This is a genomic window from Dyadobacter sediminis, assembly GCF_005860765.1.
Taxonomy (GTDB): domain Bacteria; phylum Bacteroidota; class Bacteroidia; order Cytophagales; family Spirosomataceae; genus Dyadobacter; species Dyadobacter sediminis.
Window position 1 is genome coordinate 818,232 of the sequence record NZ_VCEI01000021.1, and the last position, 17,215, is coordinate 835,446.

18 protein-coding genes are annotated in these 17,215 nt (G+C 45.4%); 13 read left to right on the forward strand and 5 right to left on the reverse strand.

The genetic code is table 11. The features are described 5' to 3' along the window. Positions 1–204 precede the first annotated feature (204 nt). Together FEM55_RS10705 and FEM55_RS10710 are read left to right on the forward strand one after the other, a co-directional pair. On the forward strand, positions 205–405 hold the full coding sequence (locus FEM55_RS10705; protein WP_138281313.1) for a hypothetical protein: 201 nt from the start codon (positions 205–207) through the stop codon (positions 403–405). 633 nt (positions 406–1,038) lie between these two features. Further along, positions 1,039–1,275 carry a hypothetical protein gene (locus tag FEM55_RS10710; protein WP_138281314.1) on the forward strand — a complete coding sequence of 79 codons (237 nt, stop codon included), beginning with the start codon at positions 1,039–1,041 and terminating at the stop codon, positions 1,273–1,275. On the opposite strand, the gene FEM55_RS10715 is transcribed toward FEM55_RS10710, so the two are convergent. From FEM55_RS10715 to FEM55_RS10730, 4 genes are all read right to left on the reverse strand, one after another. Further along, positions 1,269–2,540 (reverse strand): replication-associated recombination protein A, encoded by a 1,272-nt coding sequence (locus tag FEM55_RS10715; RefSeq protein ID WP_138281315.1) that lies wholly within the window; start codon positions 2,538–2,540, stop codon positions 1,269–1,271. The genes FEM55_RS10710 and FEM55_RS10715 overlap by 7 nt on opposite strands. A gap of 85 nt (positions 2,541–2,625) precedes the next feature. Then, a complete protein-coding gene (locus FEM55_RS10720; protein ID WP_138281316.1) occupies positions 2,626–3,207 on the reverse strand; it encodes an RNA polymerase sigma factor in 582 nt (193 codons plus the stop codon). 158 nt (positions 3,208–3,365) lie between these two features. Beyond that, complete coding sequence (gene ade, locus FEM55_RS10725) at positions 3,366–4,994, reverse strand: adenine deaminase (protein WP_138281317.1); 1,629 nt, start codon at positions 4,992–4,994, stop codon at positions 3,366–3,368. Continuing rightward, positions 4,991–5,902 carry an AraC family transcriptional regulator gene (locus FEM55_RS10730; protein WP_138281318.1) on the reverse strand — a complete coding sequence of 304 codons (912 nt, stop codon included), beginning with the start codon at positions 5,900–5,902 and terminating at the stop codon, positions 4,991–4,993. The genes ade and FEM55_RS10730 overlap by 4 nt, the downstream gene beginning before the upstream one ends. 158 nt (positions 5,903–6,060) lie before the next feature. Here FEM55_RS10730 and FEM55_RS10735 point away from each other — a divergent pair, with 158 nt between their 5' ends. From FEM55_RS10735 to FEM55_RS10765, 7 genes are all read left to right on the forward strand, one after another. Next, positions 6,061–7,716, forward strand: a complete 1,656-nt coding sequence (locus FEM55_RS10735) for a UxaA family hydrolase (RefSeq protein WP_138281319.1) — start codon at positions 6,061–6,063, stop codon at positions 7,714–7,716. A gap of 153 nt (positions 7,717–7,869) precedes the next feature. Beyond that, positions 7,870–8,643, forward strand: a complete 774-nt coding sequence (locus FEM55_RS10740) for an SDR family NAD(P)-dependent oxidoreductase (RefSeq protein WP_138281320.1) — start codon at positions 7,870–7,872, stop codon at positions 8,641–8,643. Between the two features lie 90 nt (positions 8,644–8,733). Next, the gene (locus tag FEM55_RS10745) at positions 8,734–9,603 is read left to right on the forward strand and encodes a fumarylacetoacetate hydrolase family protein (RefSeq protein ID WP_138281321.1); all 870 of its coding nucleotides are present in this window, start codon (positions 8,734–8,736) and stop codon (positions 9,601–9,603) included. 43 nt (positions 9,604–9,646) lie between these two features. Next, complete coding sequence (locus FEM55_RS10750) at positions 9,647–10,477, forward strand: amidohydrolase family protein (protein WP_138281322.1); 831 nt, start codon at positions 9,647–9,649, stop codon at positions 10,475–10,477. Between the two features lie 6 nt (positions 10,478–10,483). Further along, entirely contained in the window at positions 10,484–10,822 is a 339-nt protein-coding gene (locus FEM55_RS10755; RefSeq protein WP_138281323.1) for an L-rhamnose mutarotase, read from the forward strand. Positions 10,823–10,938: 116 nt separating this feature from the next. Next, a complete protein-coding gene (locus FEM55_RS10760; protein WP_138281324.1) occupies positions 10,939–11,631 on the forward strand; it encodes an endonuclease/exonuclease/phosphatase family protein in 693 nt (230 codons plus the stop codon). 99 nt (positions 11,632–11,730) lie between these two features. Then, positions 11,731–12,507, forward strand: coding sequence for a (Fe-S)-binding protein (locus FEM55_RS10765; protein WP_138281325.1), 777 nt, complete (start codon positions 11,731–11,733; stop codon positions 12,505–12,507). A gap of 53 nt (positions 12,508–12,560) precedes the next feature. Here FEM55_RS10765 and FEM55_RS10770 read toward each other — a convergent pair whose 3' ends face one another. After that, positions 12,561–12,956 (reverse strand): T9SS type A sorting domain-containing protein, encoded by a 396-nt coding sequence (locus tag FEM55_RS10770; RefSeq protein WP_138281326.1) that lies wholly within the window; start codon positions 12,954–12,956, stop codon positions 12,561–12,563. Between the two features lie 244 nt (positions 12,957–13,200). Between FEM55_RS10770 and FEM55_RS10775 the strand changes: the two genes are divergently transcribed. The 4 genes from FEM55_RS10775 to FEM55_RS10790 all read left to right on the forward strand — a co-directional run bounded on the left by FEM55_RS10775 (position 13,201) and on the right by FEM55_RS10790 (position 17,200). Next, the gene (locus FEM55_RS10775) at positions 13,201–14,577 is read left to right on the forward strand and encodes a lactate utilization protein B (RefSeq protein ID WP_138281327.1); all 1,377 of its coding nucleotides are present in this window, start codon (positions 13,201–13,203) and stop codon (positions 14,575–14,577) included. Between the two features lie 3 nt (positions 14,578–14,580). After that, on the forward strand, positions 14,581–15,177 hold the full coding sequence (locus FEM55_RS10780; protein ID WP_138281328.1) for a LutC/YkgG family protein: 597 nt from the start codon (positions 14,581–14,583) through the stop codon (positions 15,175–15,177). Positions 15,178–15,415: 238 nt separating this feature from the next. Continuing rightward, a complete protein-coding gene (gene cmk, locus FEM55_RS10785) occupies positions 15,416–16,117 on the forward strand; it encodes a (d)CMP kinase (protein WP_138281329.1) in 702 nt (233 codons plus the stop codon). A 9-nt stretch (positions 16,118–16,126) separates the two neighbouring features. Next, a complete protein-coding gene (locus FEM55_RS10790) occupies positions 16,127–17,200 on the forward strand; it encodes an NAD(P)/FAD-dependent oxidoreductase (RefSeq protein WP_138281330.1) in 1,074 nt (357 codons plus the stop codon). The last annotated feature ends 15 nt before the right edge of the window (positions 17,201–17,215 follow it).

A 17,215-nucleotide genomic window follows, 5' to 3' on the forward strand; every position in this document is an offset into this window, starting at 1 on the left:
GGTGCGGGATTCATCAGATGTCCACATATTAATGCTTATATTCCACAGAATTCACCAGGTTCGTGTAGTCAGATAAACCTTTATAATTCAATTTGTTAATCAGGATTGTATTTAGAAGCTGCAAGTAAAAAGCGGATAAAATCTGGCACGATTGTTTGATAATGCAGGTTATAAAACAGTTTTGCCTGACTAATCAACAGACTTATGACACAGCTCCTTCAAAATATCTACTTTATTACACCATACTTGTTTGTAGCCGTTTTACTTGCTACTGCTTTTTGTGCGATCTGGCTCATTTCCGAGCTGAAAAAATCACATAACGGTTCTCAGAACAATTACTCTGTCAGTGATCGTTTGTTTTTGAAACGCAATGCTTCGAGATTAAGAAAGATGGAATTTCATTAAAAAAATATACATAAATATACAAGAAGCCTTATCCGGAAATGCTGCAAACGGATAGGGCTTTTTTTTGCTTTCGCACCGTCAAGAGTCTGTTCTGTTCTTCATCGGAACAAGTTTGAATTTTATAACTCGTGTAAATGAAAAACATCCCAGAAACAAAGTATCCGGGATGTCTGATTTTACTCAACGTTATTGAAAGCCATTTGACTGGTTTTCAACATCAAATTTAACCATTTCTTTATTTAAAACATTGCTTTTTATTTAAGAAATGACATTTTTTAGAGTAGAAAAATGGCCTTTTCAGGCAAATTTGGCTTATTGCTTTATTAAATAGTATCATTTCTTCTGAAAGATCGTTTTCCTCCTCTATTTCTGTCTTTGTGGATTTTAATAAAGCGTTGCGTATCAGCATCAAAGCAATCGTCATTTTGACACTTCAGTCCGGTTTTCAGCAGTTTGTACAATGGGTAAAAGGCAAATCTGCGTGTGGCAACAACCTGTGGAATGTACGAATTTTATAATTCCCTCGATAAAAGTTTTTCTTCTGTGATTTTTTTTCTGGAAAAGTAATCCTTTGCATGCATCTTTGTGTATATACTCTGTGTTCTTACTATTACCTTCTTTTGTTTCCGTACAATGGAAAATACACATTCCCCTCTGGAAGATTACAAGAATTTCGGGCTTACGCCGGAATCGGGCAGAAATGACGAGCTGCTTTCCGATATGCTCAGGAAAAAGGAAACGGTAAAGAATCTGAACAAGCTGGCAGAAAACCTGAATGCAAAATGGAGTACTTCAAAAGCAACTCCGAAAAAGCCTGATCTGTCATTCGCGGCATTTGAAAAGAAGCTTAAAGAAGCCAGAAATCAGTAATTGTACCAATCTCCCCACCAGTTCTGCAGCTTTTTGCGGATTTCCTCTTCACGTGCATTTTTGCCCGGGTCAAAAAACTTGCTTCCCTTTATTTCATCCGGCAAAAAATGCTGTTTAGTAAAATTGCCTTCAAAATCATGTGAATATTTGTACTCCTTTCCGTAGCCGATCTGTTTCATCAGCTTTGTAGGTGCATTTCTCAAATGCATCGGAACTGGCAAATGCGCCGTATTTTTGGCTGTTTCCATGGCATCGTTAATGGCAAGATAACTCGCATTGCTTTTCGGGGAAGTAGCCAGATATACAGCAACTTGCGACAGAATAATCCTCGATTCCGGATAGCCGATCACATTTACCGCCTGCATGCACGCATTTGCCATGATCATCGCCGTCGGGTTGGCATTTCCGATATCTTCCGATGCCATGATCAGCATTCGGCGGGCTATGAAAGCCGGATCTTCGCCGGCAACGATCATACGCGCAAGCCAGTAAACGGCGCCGTTCGGGTCACTTCCCCGCAGCGATTTAATGAATGCTGAAATAATATCGTAATGCTGTTCTCCGGATTTATCATAACGGGCAATATGCTGCTGGGCAACCTCCGTTACCCATTCATCTGTAATTTCGATTTTCTGTTCTTCACCTTTGCCAAGCACGACAAGTTCAAGCAAGTTCAGCAATTTGCGTCCGTCGCCGCCGGAAAGTCTCAGCAATGCATCGTACGAAGCAAAACGGATGTTTTTTTCTTTCAGCCAGGGATCTTTTTCCAGCGCCCTTGCAACCAGATCTTTAAGTTCCTTTTCGCCAAATGCCTCCAGAATATAAACCTGACAGCGGGAAAGCAATGCAGAATTGATTTCAAACGACGGATTCTCCGTTGTGGCACCGATCAGTGTAACCTGGCCTTTTTCCACTGCACCCAGCAATGCATCCTGCTGACTTTTATTATACCGGTGAATTTCATCAATAAACAATATGGCCGGAAACAGCCCCGACGGCCTCGCCAGGACTTCGCGCAGGTCTTTAACGCCCGAACTGATTGCGCTGAGGTTGTAAAACTGTCTTTTCGTCGTTTCTGCAATCAATAATGCCAATGTCGTTTTGCCGACGCCCGGCGGTCCCCAGAAAATCATGGACGGAATCGTATTCTGCAATATCGCTCTGCGCAAAGGGCCGTTCGGGCCAAGCAGTTTTTCCTGCCCGACAAAATCGTCCAGCGTTTTCGGGCGAAGGCGTTCGGCGAGCGGTATGTTCATCGGAGTCATTCAGGTTCTGTTTTATCCGGTAAATAAACAAAAAAAGCGTGGCTTGGTTAGCCACGCTTTTGCTATAATGATTTTGAAAAATAATTCAGAAAGTAAGTCTTTCCAGTGTCATTTGTTTTTTCAGGTTTCCCAAAGCTCCAAAAACAAGATTATAAACAGATTGTATATTTATCTTCATCAGATCGGCAATTTCATGATTGTTAAGGTTCATGTAAAATTTGAGAAAGATTGCTTCCCGCTGCCGGCGCGGCAGTCCGTTGATGGCTACATTCAGGTGCTGGTTTGTAGATTCGAATTCCTCTTCCGAAATCAGGTGATTTTCATGCGAAGGCGTGTTGATATGCCAGTATTCAACCGGAATATCTTCATTGCTTGTGTGCTTTTGCTGCGCGTTCAGGTGTCTTACCAGTTTCCTTTTGATGGAAGCCATCAGGTAAAACCGCACCGAAGTAGTGTCGCCGAGTGTCATCCGGTTTCTCCACAATTCCACAAACAAGTCGTGAATGCAATCTTTAATCAACGGTTTGTCAATTGTAAACTGGGAACAATACTGGTAAAGAATGTGAACATAAGAACGGTAAAGACATGCATAAGCATTTTCATCGCCCTTTCTGAACTGATCCCAGAAGTACAGTTCTTCTTCTTGCTTGTAGCGTAGGTGAGCCATTTTTTTGGATAGGAATTGATTAAGGTTAGGAATGATTATGAATAAGGGTCATAATAACACTTGTAAATATATTTATAAAAAAACATATTAAAAAAATATTTTCATCATAAAATTATATTTCAAAGTTTAATGATGCAATTTTAATAAAATGTAACTTATTATATATTTAAAGGTACAAAATCAAAACCTTTTCCGTCAAATAATCCCTTATCGCTTAATTTCAGATCCGGAATCACGAGCAATGCCATAAAAGATAAAGTCATGAACGGCGACTGCAGTGTGGACTCGAGTTCTTCCTTCACAAAAAGATCGATCGCCGTATAGGATTTTGCGACTTCATAGCCGTCAAGGTCGCTCATCAGTCCGGCTACGGGCAGCGACAGCAAGTGTTTTTCTCCTTTCCCGACAGCCGAAACGCCGCCTTTTGCTTCAATTATCAAATTCACGGCCTGGCATATGCTTTCATCATCGCAGCCTACGGCAATGATGTTATGCGAATCATGGCCGACGGACGAAGCAATGGCTCCGGATTTCAACCCAAAGTTTTTGATGAAAGCAACGGCCGGAGCAGCATTTTCATAACGGTTGATCACCGTAATTTTCAGAATGTCGGAGTCCGGGTCGGCAAGCAGGAATTTCCCGTCATGTTTGGCACTTCTTGCAAGCTGATTGGTAATCAGTTGGCCTTCCAGCGCTTCAATAACTCTGATATTAGCATTCAAGTTTTCTACTGTACACTGGAAATCCTGCGGAAATTTGAGTGCGCAATTGAATTTGTTCGGATGCTTGCTTCGCAGGTCGGGAAGGAGAGAAGTGCCATTTTCGGCAACAACCTGTCCGTTTATCCACGTTTGCAGTATCGTAAAATCACGAAGGTTATCAACAACAATGAAATCCGCCGGATCATCAGTCCGCAGCAATCCGACCGGAAGCGTGTAATGCAGAACCGGGTTTACGCAGGCAGCCAGCAGAATGTTCCAAATATTGTAACCAAGTGCGAGCGCACGTTTTACAAGTAAATTGATATGTCCTTCTACGAGATTATCCGGATGCTTGTCATCCGAGCAGAACATGATCATTTCCGGGAATTCGTCAATCAGAGGGATCAGTGCATCAAAGTTTCTGGCGGCACTTCCTTCGCGGATCAGGATTTTGACGCCGTAACCTGTTTTTTCATATGCTTCTTCATATGTGAAACATTCGTGGTCCGTTGAAATGCCGTTCATCGCATATTTTCTGGCAGCTTCCCCGCGCAGGCCCGGCGCATGTCCGTCAATGACTTTGTTGTAATGCTTCGCCCAGTTTATTTTGGCCATCATATCCGGATCTTCGTTCAGCACGCCGGGAAAGTTCATCACTTCAGCCAGATACCCGATTTCATCCTGCGCAAGCAGTGCCCCGACTTCTTCTGCGGAAATCTCCGCACCTGCAGTTTCAAAAACCGTGGCCGGCACGCAGGACGGCGCACCGAAGCAAAACTTGAAAGGAGTTCTTTTTCCGTCTTCCACCATAAACTCCACGCCGGGAACGCCCAGTACATTGCCGATTTCATGCGGATCGGAAACGATGGCTACGGTACCATGAGCAACAGCCAGCCGGGCAAACTGTGCAGGCGTAAGCATGGAACTCTCTATATGTACGTGGGCATCCGTGAAACCGGGTAACATATAAGGTAAAGCAGCATCCTCGGGTCCAAGAATTTCTATTCTGCTGATCCGGCCGTTTTTCACATGGATTTCTGCTTCGTAAATGCTTTTTTCAAAAATATTGACCAGATTAGCTTTCATGGGACTGGATTTAGGCTGGACGGCCGGTTGGTACTGACCGGCATTTTACGGAATTCCTTCTGATATAGCAAAGGACTTTTGCCGGTGTAGATTTTAAAGTACTTGTTGAAATTGGCAAAATTGTTGAATCCGCTTTCGTAGCAAACCTGTGCAACGGACAAATTGGTTTCTGCCAACAGCTTGCAGGCATGTCCGATACGGAGTTCGAGCAGGAACTGCGAATAGGTTTTTCTGCTGCGGCTCTTGAAATATCTGCAGAAAGAATTCGGGCTGATGCTGGCTACTTCGGAAATTTCTTCAATGGAAATTTTTTTCTGGAAATTACGAATGGAATACTGATAAATATGATTGATGCGGTCGGTATCATAGGGGTCAAATTCTTCCTGAAACGGCAATTCGGAAAGCATTTCCACGCCAGCACATTGCGCAAGGCTTTCCAGAATTCTCAGTAATGATATCACCGTATTGCCGCTTTTCTGATTCAGCAGATCTTTCAATAGCGCTTTTACTTCCTGTGTTCCGCCGCCGCTTATTTTTAATCCGCGTCTGGAATTTGTCAGGAGTTCATGGATTGCCTTGTTTTCAGGAAGAGCCAGAAACGACTTGCCGAAAATCTCTTCCGAAAAGTGCACAACCGTTGCCTGCGCGTACAACTGACTTTCCCGCTGGAAATATTTTTCGTCACAGCGCCAGTAATGCGGCAGGTTCGGGCCGATCAGCAGCAGGTCGCCGCTGCGGAAGTTCCGGATATTGTCGCCAACAAACTGCGTACCGGAGCCTTGTTCAATATGAATAAGCTCTAATTCAGGATGATAATGCCAGCGGTCATAAAAATAAAGGACAACATCCTGCCGTATACTGAACGATTTCTGCAATCCTTTTGGAACCTTGAGTAGCAGCGGTTTCACAAATAATTACACAATTGATTCATAAACATGAAATATATGCCAATATAGTTGAAAAATTTGCCAGTATTACAAACCAATGTATTGAAATATTTCTGTTCATTTGCCTGTAAATTATACCGGCGAAATTCTTTTGTGATCTAAATATATTCCTGCAGACTATGGCGTCTCAACTCTTGAAAATACATCCTTCCGATAATGTGATTGTGGCGCTGCGCGATTTGCCGGCGGGTACCGATGCCATTTGGGGAAACGATCCTTACCATTTACAATATGGCGTTTCGGCGAAGCACAAGTTTGTAACCGAAGACATTGAAACCGGCGGAGCGGTCATTATGTACGGCGTTCTCGTCGGAAGGGCTACGCAGCCAATTAAAAAAGGCGAACCTATTACAACTTTCAATCTAAAGCACGACGCACACGATTACAGCACAGCCAACAGACAGCCTTATTTTTATACTGCGCCCGACATCAGCAAATGGCAGAACCGGACTTTCCGGGGATATCACCGCGAAGACGGCCGCGTGGGAACCTATAATTACTGGCTTGTGCTTCCGCTTGTGTTTTGTGAAAACCGGAACGTGCTGATTATGAAAGATGCGTTTGAACGTGAACTTGGTTATGCGCAGACGGATATTTACAGGGAACACGTACGGGAATTCCTGCATTTTTACCAGTCTGGCGATATCCGGAAAATCAAAAGCATGGAAGCATTTACGGAACGGCCGCCTGTTGGGTATGAGAAGCCGAAGCGTCCTTTTGAAAATGTAGACGGCATCAAATTTCTCACGCACGAAGGCGGCTGCGGCGGTACAAGAACGGATGCCAATACGTTATGCGCGCTTTTTGCGGCTTATGCCGTTCATCCCAACGTTGCCGGAATAACGGTTTTGAGCCTGGGTTGCCAGAATTCCGAACTGCAGACGTTGGAAGACGAGATCCGGAAAAGAGATCCGCATTTCAACAAACCGTTCTATGCATTTGAACACCAGAAAGGAACCGAGTATTCGCTGATGTCGGGTGCGATCAAGGAAACATTTATGGGCGTTGCCAAAATCAACGAATTTGAAAGGTCGGATGCGCCTTTGTCCAAACTGTCCGTAGGACTTAAGTGCGGCGGTTCGGACGGATTTTCAGGCATTTCGGCCAATCCGGTTCTCGGGCACCTTTCGGATATTGTTACGGGTCTGGGCGGACAAACGCTTCTGGCCGAATTCCCTGAACTGAACGGCGTGGAGCAGGAACTGCTGAACCGTTGCGTGACGGAGGAAAAAGCGGCCAAATTTGAAAAACTGATGCGCGATTATGCCGGCAAAGCGGAAGCAGTCGGTTCTGCATTTGCATTCAATCCTTCTCCGGGAAATATCAAGGACGGCCTGATTACGGATGCGATCAAATCGGCGGGTGCGGCGAAAAAAGGCGGAAACGCTTACATTACGGATGTTCTGAACTATACGGAAAGAGCGACCGAATCCGGTTTGCAGCTGGTGTGTACGCCCGGAAACGACGTGGAAGCAACAACGGGCCAGACGGCCGCAGGCGCAAACATCATTCTTTTCACAACCGGCCTCGGAACCCCGACCGGAAATCCGATTTGTCCAGTTGCCAAAGTGGCTACGAACACGAAACTGGCCGAAAGAATGCCTGACGTAATCGATTTTGACTGCGGCCCGGTTGTGGACGGAACACAGACCATTGAACAGAATGCAGAAGCATTGCTGGAATACGTTATCAAAGTGGCCAGCGGCGAACTCACCAAAGCACAGCAGCTCGGGCAGGACGATTTCATTCCGTGGAAGCGCGGCGTTTCGCTGTAGATTCAAAATAAAAAGTCAGGAAAAAGGCTGCTGAAACGGATCTGGCAGAGTATAGACGATCCGGAGAAACCTTTTCCTTTTACGATATATAAAGCGTTTTAAATAAATTCATTGTGCCCTGCATGTCAGCGGGCATTTTATATTACAAGATACATGTTTGATTTAAGCGGTAAAACAGCACTTATAACCGGAGGCGCAAGCGGCATAGGGCTTGCCATTTCACAGACTTTTGTAAAGCAGGGCGCATTCGTCCATATTCTGGAACTGAACATCGAACTTGCCAATCAGGTTGTAAGCCAGCTTGTAGCCGATGGCGGCCAGGCCGAGGCGCATGCCGTGGATATTTCGAAGCAGGCCGATGTTGTGAATGTTGTAAATGCCATTGCTGCCAATCATAAAATCGATATTCTGGTAAATAATGCCGGCATTGCGCACATCGGAAAAGCGGATACGACAACCGAAATTGATTTCGACAGAGTAATGAATGTGAATGTCAAAGGCGTTTATAACTGTCTGCTTGCCACCATTCCGCATTTGAAAAGCAACGGCGGCGGCGTGATCCTGAACATGGCGTCCATTGCGGCGACCGTCGGAATTCCGGACCGTTTTGCCTATTCTACCGCCAAAGGAGCTGTTTATTCCATGACTTTATCCGTTGCAAAGGATTACTTGGCCGATAACATCCGCTGCAACAGCATTTCTCCGGCACGCGTGCATACGCCTTTTGTGGACGGGTTTATTTCAAAAACGTATCCTGGAAAGGAAGAGGAAATGTTTGAAAAACTGTCCAAAACACAACCGATCGGCCGCATGGCGAAGCCGGAGGAAATCGGTGCGCTTGCGTTGTACTTATGCTCGGACGAAGCCGGGTTTGTAACCGGATGCGATTATCTGATCGACGGCGGTTTTGAAAAGCTGAATAACTAGAAACAAATTTGTTTCCACACACTTTTAATTTAATCAATTAACAATACAATGGCCGAGGCATAAAAACCGGAAGCCAAAAACATTTTTCCCATGAGACTTTTTCGATTTGGTGCTTTTGAACAGGAAAAACCGGGTGTAGAACTGGCCGACGGTACAAAGCTGGATGTATCCGCATTTGGTGAAGATTTTAATGAAAAATTCTTTTCAACAGACGGTATCAAACGCCTTGGTGACTGGCTGGCTGAGAATTCCGGAACTTGTCCGCAAGTTGAAGCGGGTTTCCGGTACGGATCATGCGTGGCACGTCCGTCGAAAATTATTTGCATTGGCATGAACTATGCCAAACATGCATACGAATCGGGTGCAACCGAACTGCCGAAAGAACCGATTGTTTTCTTCAAATCCACTTCTGCATTATGCGGACCGAACGATCAGGTGATTATTCCGAGAAATTCAGAAAAAACGGATTGGGAAGTGGAACTTGCCGTCATTATCGGTAAAAGAACCAGTTACGTCGAAGAAGCGGATGCATTGCAGTATGTGGCCGGATATGCCGTGCATAATGATTATTCCGAGCGTGCATTCCAGATGGAGCGCGGCGGGCAATGGGTGAAAGGCAAAAGCAACGACACATTTGCGCCGCTAGGGCCGTACCTTGTTACTTCGGATGAAATTGAAAATGCAAACAGTCTGGATTTATGGCTTTCCCTGAACGGCAAGAAAATTCAGGACAGCAACACTTCGGACATGATTTTTCAGGTGCCTTTCCTGATCAGTTACCTGAGCCAGTTTATGACGCTGCTGCCGGGCGATGTCATTACAACAGGAACACCGGCCGGCGTAGGGCTGGGCATGAAGCCGCAGGTTTATCTGAAACCGGGCGACATAGTGGAACTCGGAATAGAAAAGCTCGGTGAACAAAAACAGGAAGCCATTGCCTGGAAACCGGTGCAGAATTAAATATTGCAAATAAACCGATTCTTCGAAATTTCAATCCACGTTTATGATCATTGATTCGCATCAGCATTTCTGGATTTTTGATAAAGAAAGAGATTCCTGGATTACGCCGGAAATGCAGGCAATCCGTCAGAATTTTCTGCCTGCAGATCTTGGCCCCGTTCTGGATGCAAATGGCGTTGACGGCTGCGTGGCGGTACAGGCTTCGCAATCCGATTCCGAAACCGAATTTCTGCTTCAGCTGGCCGAAGCCAATGATTTTATAAAAGGCGTTGTCGGCTGGATTGACCTTCGCGGCGATCATTTGTACAGCCGGCTGGAAAGGTATTCACAGTTTGAAAAGCTGAAAGGTTTCAGGCATGTGGTGCAGGCCGAGCCGGAAGGATTTATGCTGCAGCCGGCATTTATGAAAGGTGTGGGTCAGCTTGTTGCTTTTGATTTTACGTATGATATTCTGATTCATCAGCATCAGCTGGAAGAAGCGTTCCATTTTGCCGTAAAGCTGCCGAACGTGCATTTTGTACTCGATCATATGGCGAAGCCCCTGATCAAAGTAGGCGAACTGGAGCCTTGGGCAACAGGCATCAGGAAGCTGGCCGAGTTGCCGAATGTCAGCTGTAAAATTTCCGGAATGGTGACAGAGGCGAACTGGAAAGAATGGGAAAAAGCAGATTTCCGGCCTTATCTGGACGTTGTTTACGAAGCATTCGGAACAGACCGGCTCCTGTTCGGTTCCGATTGGCCGGTATGTCTTGTTGCCGCAGAATATGAAGGAGCGAAAGGAATTGTGACGGATTATCTCGGCATGTTTTCTGATTCTGAGTTTCAGAAAATAATGGGCAAAAATGCAGTCGGCTTTTACAATCTTGATATATAACAACGTATGAAAAAATACTGTCTGGCTGTGGATCTCGTGGATGATCCGGTCATGATCGCGGAATATGAAGCATTTCACAAGCAGATCAGGCCGGAGATCGAGAAAAGCATCAAAGACGCAGGCATCACGCGAATGGATATTTTCCGGCTGGAAAACCGGCTGTTCATGATCATGGAAGCGGAAGATGATTTCAGTTTTGAAAAGAAGGCACAAATGGATGCTTCCAACCCGAAAGTGCAGGAATGGGAGCAGCTGATGTGGAAATACCAGCAGGCTTTACCCTCTGCCAAACCGGGTGAAAAGTGGATTTTAATGAAACAGATATTTGCCCTGAATAATAGTTAGATAATTGAGAATCAACGTTATTAATGTTAAATAGAACACGCTATTTGATATTCGTTATAATTATTTGCTTAACGTTATCTGCATCACAGCCCCGGCGGGCCGTCGAATTGAAAGTAATGAGTTTTAACATTCGTCACGGCCTCAGCACCGCAGACGAACCAAATCTCATGGACATCCTGAAAATTATCAGGGATCACCGCCCGGACCTGATTGCGCTTCAGGCAGTGGACAGCCTGGTGAATAAGGGCAAAGTGCAGTTTCAGCTCCGGCAGATTGCGGTCCAGACCGGCATGCATTATGCATACGGCGCTGCAGATCAGTCGGCCAACGGTTCGCAGGGAGTCGGCATATTGTCAACGTGGCCGTTTGAAAAGACACAGACTATTAATTTGCCGCACACACCCGGCGCTGATACAAAAGTACTGTTATGCGGACTGATCAAGCCGGCACGGCATGTAACACTGCGTTTCTGTAACTCACGGCTGGAATATGCTTCTGTATTCGACAGGGCTCTGCAGGCGGCTTACATTAACCAGATGCTGGTGAACAGCATACAGCCGGTGCTTCTGGGCATGGATATGGGCGCACGACCCAATGAGCAGCCTTACTTTTCTTTCAGACGAAACTGGCAGGATGCGGCACAGGGTTCACAGCTTGAAACCTGGAACGAAGGTTTACCGGGCGACCGGTTCGATTATATTTTTGCATTGCTGAACAGCAAAGTACGGGTCAAGAACTACAAGGTCATAAGAAATTACCCGAACGTTTCTGATCATTACCCTATTCTTGCCACAATCGAATTCTGGTGAGCAGCCAATTGGCTTTTAGCGGTTAGCAAATTGAAATGTGATAAAAAAAGCACATCGTAAGAACTGACAATCTCCATTATACTTTTGCTATAACTTAAGATGAATTACTCAAGTTTGAAAATCGGATTGTTTATTCCCTGTTACGTAGATCAGTTTTATCCGCAGGTCGGGATTGCCACGCTGGAATTGCTGGAAAAGCTGGGCTGTACGGTTACGTTTCCCCTGAATCAGACTTGTTGCGGCCAGCCCATGGCCAACTCCGGGTTTGAGCATCTGACCAAATCATGCGACAAGCTGTTTTACGATCTTTTTGCTGATTGCGACTACATTGTTTCGCCTTCGGGAAGCTGCGTGCTGCATATCAAGGAACATCTGAAAGTGGAGGAAAAGCCCGCAGAATCTAAAATGCTCCGAAAAAGAGTTTATGAACTTGTCGAGTTTATTATCGATATATTGAAAGTGGATTCCATTGAAGCCGAATTTCCGTATCGCGTCGGATTGCATCAGGGCTGTCACGGGCAACGCGGGCTGCATCTTTCGCAGATGTCGGAACTGAATGCGGCGCCTTTTTCCAAACCGGTTTCCTTGCTGAAGAAAGTAAAAGGGTTGGAACTGACCGAGCTGGACCGGGCGGATGAATGCTGCGGATTTGGCGGGACGTTCTGCGTGAGTGAAGAAGCGGTTTCTGTTAAAATGGGAAAAGACCGCGTTGCAGATCATATCCGCCATCATGCACAATACATTACGGGCTCGGATATGAGTTGTCTGCTGCATCTGGAAGGAATCCTGAAAAGAAGAAACTCGGATGTCAAAGTAATGCACATTGCAGAAATCCTGAACAGCGCCGTAAAAAAAGTACCGGCGCCCATGATATGAACGCCGGTACATTGCGAAGTTTACAGATTTGAGTAATCTGAGTGAAGTTCGATTTAGTTAATGGAAGAAATGACACGGCTGGTTGTTGTCAGGATGTCAAAAGCTTGTGAAGCTTTGTCTTTGCCGTCTGTAACTTCAAAAGTATAAGTGCCGTCTGCCAATGTAGAAAGGTCGAAGTACTTAAGATAGTTTTTCTCAGTGGCTTTGGTTTCAGAGAAAAGGACATTATTGTTTGTGTCCAGAATACGGACCAGAACAGATTTTGTTTGCGGATTATAATAGGAAACGCGGAATTGCATTGGCTTGATCTGCAGAACGCTCAGCTTTTCGGAAGTGACTGCGCTTTTTTCTGAGGTAACATCGTTTTGCTGTGCATTGCAGGTAAAAGCAGAACCGGTTAAAAGCAAGCCGGAAAGAGCTGCTGCAAATAGAATGTTCTTGGTTTTCATAGGAGTGTAAATTCTTAAAGTATCTATAAAAAGTTTAATTATGCTTTGATGGGGATGTTATTCCCTGATCAGAAAACTTTATGATCCAAAGGTATAACATATTGCATTCCAATAAAATAGCCTTTTTGTGTGCTTTGAAAAAGTTGTTTGTTTAATAAAGTGCAAACTTTAAATAATGCAACGAATGTGAAAAGTACAATTTATATTCTTTAAAAAATACAATTAAATAATTGTGATTATAATCATGTCCAGAACAATTATTGAACATGCCACCGCTTCCGAGACCTTTAACAAGGATGAGTCGTACGTAGACTGGCACGATGAAACATTATGGTTTGTACGTCAGAAAAGGGATAAATCTTCCAAATTGCTGCCGGAATGGGAGCAATTGCGTGAAGCTGCTTCCACGATAAAAAACTACGTGCTGTCGCATATGGACACGCTGCTGGTTTCTTTTGAGCAAAAAGCAAAGGAAAACGGCATTCATATTCACTGGGCCACGGATGCAGCAGAGCATAACGAAATCGTACTCGGACTATTGAGACAGCACAACATCGGCAAGATGGTGAAGAGCAAGTCCATGCTTACCGAAGAGTGCCATATGAATGAATTTCTGAGCAAGAGCGGCATTGAAGTCATTGATACGGATCTGGGAGAAAGAATTGTCCAGCTTCGCAACGAGCCGCCAAGCCATATCGTGCTTCCGGCAATTCATTTAAAGAAAAAGGACATCGGCGATCTTTTCCATGAACATCTCGGAACCGAAGCCGGCGCAACCGATCCGCAATATCTGACCGAAGCGGCCAGGCAGCATTTAAGGGACAAATTCCTGACGCGGAGAGCGGCTCTGACGGGCGTTAATTTTGCCATTGCTGAAACGGGCGGCTTCGTAGTGGCCACCAATGAAGGAAATGCCGATATGGGCGCGCATCTTGCGGACATTCATATTGCCAGCATGGGTTTTGAAAAAATAATCCCGAAGCAGGAACATCTCGGTGTTTTCCTCCGATTGCTTGCACGCAGCGCAACCGGGCAGCCGGTGACTACTTACAGCAGCCATTTTAAAAAGCCGCGTGAAGGTCAGGAAATGCACATCATTATTGTGGATAACGGCAGAACTACGCAATTGGGAAGGCCGGATTTCCGGAATTCGCTGAAATGCATCCGTTGCGGCGCCTGCATGAACACTTGTCCGGTTTACCGCAGAAGCGGCGGGCACAGCTATCACAATGCCGTTGCCGGTCCGATCGGTTCCATACTGGCGCCCAATCTGGACATGACCAAAAATGCGGATCTGCCGTTTGCCAGTACGTTGTGCGGAAGCTGTTCCAATGTTTGCCCGGTTAAAATCGATATTCACGATCAGCTTTATAAATGGCGTCAGGTTCTGGTGAAAGGCGGGCATGTTCCGCAATCCAAGGAGCTGGGAATAAAGGCTATGTCCGTAATATTGTCGCAGCCGCGATTTTACCAGTGGTCGGGAAGGCTGGGGCGCTCCGTTATGCGCACGATTCCTTTTGTGGTCAATAACGGGCTTAATCCCTGGTTTAAACAAAGAGATATGCCGGAACCGCCGAAAGAAAGTTTCAGAGACTGGTATGTACGTAACCGTAAAGCATAAACAATGAACTCACGCGATAAAATGTTGCAGCAGATCAAGCTGAATATGCCTTCAGAAACCATTCTGCCCGAAAAAATTCGTTTCGACAGTCATTTCGAAAGTACGGAAAGCAAGTTTGTGGAGACACTTTCTGCGATTTACACCGAAGTAATTGTTGTTAAAGATCTTAACGAATTAAAGGCCAAGGCTGATGAGCTTTATGCCTCCGTTACAAACCGGGCAACGACAATCCCTTTCCTGAACAGCTGGGCGGATTTCAGTCTCAACATTGCTGATCCGCATGAGCTGGAATTGATTGAAATAGCCATTCTGGAAGCAGAGTTCGGCGTGGCGGAAAACGGCGCGGTATGGATTTCGGAAAGACATCTGCCGCATCGTGCGTTGCCTTTCATTACGCAGAACCTTGCATTTGTGATTCCGAGAAATGCGATTGTAAACAACATGCACGACGCCTACGAACGCCTGAGTGATACAACCGGCTGGGGCTGTTTTATAGCAGGCCCTTCCAAAACAGCCGATATTGAACAATCTTTGGTTATTGGCGCGCACGGTGCCCGAAGCATGGTGATATTCCTGATTGAAGATTATCCCGTCCTTTGACAATTCCAGCGGCACATGATTCTGAAATCAGACATGCATGCACGTTTACGGTGCATGCATGTCTGTTAAAATAAGGTATTTACAGCTAACCGGAATCCGGACACTCCGAAAATAATCCGGCGGCAAATCAAAAACTTCGATTAAATTCCTCTCCCGCCGGTACTTTCTTCTATTTTTGCAAAGTTCGCTTTTAATGAAAATCTTTTTAGCCGTTTGCTAAAAACTACGCTTTATACGTATGCCTAAAATAATCGTTGCAATTGATGGCTATTCAAGTTGTGGCAAAAGCACAACTGCAAAGCTGGTGGCCAGGCAATTAAACTATCCTTACATTGATACCGGTGCCATGTACAGGGCAGTTACACTTTACTTTCTGCAGAATCATATCAGCCTCACCAATCCAAGGGAAACACAGCAGGCGCTGAACAATATCCATATTTCGTTTAAAAGACATGCCGAGCTTGGCCGTAATGATACGTATCTCAATGGCCTGAATGTGGAGGATGAAATCCGCAAAATGTATGTTTCTGAAAAAGTCAGTGATGTAAGTGCAATTGCAGAAGTAAGGCATGCGCTCGTTGCGCAGCAGCAGCGGATGGGAAAAACCAAAGGAATCGTCATGGACGGACGGGATATCGGAACGGTTGTGTTTCCGCAGGCCGAACTTAAAATTTTCATGACCGCCGATCCGTTGATCAGAGCGCAGCGGCGCCAGATGGAACTGCTTGAAAAAGGAGAAACCGTCGGGCTTGCAGAAATTGCCGAAAACCTGAAAATGCGGGATTACATTGATACACACCGCGCAGAAAGTCCTTTGAAACAAGCAGAAGATGCCATTTACGTTGATAATTCGCTGATGACACTCGATGAGCAGGTGGAGCTGGTTGTAAGGCTTGCGGATGAACAAATCGGGCTGTCGTTGCGTCGCAGTGCGGAATAAAGATTCAATATGTCAAAAAATAACCCGGATTTTGATTACCTGATCATCGGGCAGGGAGTTGCCGGAACTTCATTGGCCTGGCATTTGCTGGATGCAGGAAAAAAAATACAGATTGCCGGGGATTTGAATCTGCCGTCATCATCCAAAGTTGCAGCCGGGATTTTCAATCCGCTGACGGGTAAAAAGCTGGTTAAGACCTGGCTTGCAGATGCGCTTTTTCCCTATGCAAGTGCATTTTACACCAATCTTGAAAAAAGGCTTGGAGCGAAGTTTTTTCATTCTGCTTCCATTTTTCGGCCTTTTCGTTCCATTGAAGAACAAAATACCTATCTGGCCAGAACGGCCGATCCGACCATTCTTCCGTATGTCGGACCGCAGCAAACCAACGATTTACGAGCGTATGTTGATGCGGCTTACGGCGGGCTGGAAGTAATTCAGTCGGGCTGGATTGATCTTCCGGTTTTGCTGGATAGCAGCCGGGACTATTTTATAGAAAAAAACCTGTATACCGAGGAAAGATTTCAAACAGCTGATCTGAACATTCAGGAAGAATATATAATTTGGAAAAACAGGACGTTCGGGAAAGTGATCTTTTGTCAGGGATTTATGGCGCATGAAAATGCGTTTTTCAACTGGCTGCCGTTTACGCCTGTAAAAGGCCAGATTCTTGAAATAACGACAGAAAAGGCGCTTGGGCCGGAAATTATCAATCAGGGAATTTTTATTTTGCCCGTAACGGAATTCAAAGCCAGGATAGGAGCAACGTATTCGTGGGACCCGCTGGACTGGGAACCGACTGCCGCAGCAACCGCCGAACTGGAAGATAAACTGCAATCGCTTCTTAAAATCCCGTACCGGGTTGAGTCGGAAACCGCTGGCATCCGTCCGTCTGTCAAAGACCGCCGGCCGCTTGTCGGGGTTCATCCGGAGTATCATAAAGTTGGTATTTTCAACGGATTAGGCACAAAAGGCGTAACACTGGCGCCTTATTTTGCAAATCAGTTCGTTCAGCACCTTGAAAACGGCAAAGAATTGAACCCGTTAGTTAATATTAACAGGTATTTTTCGTTATATTTCCGTTGAAGTCAGCCTTAGCAC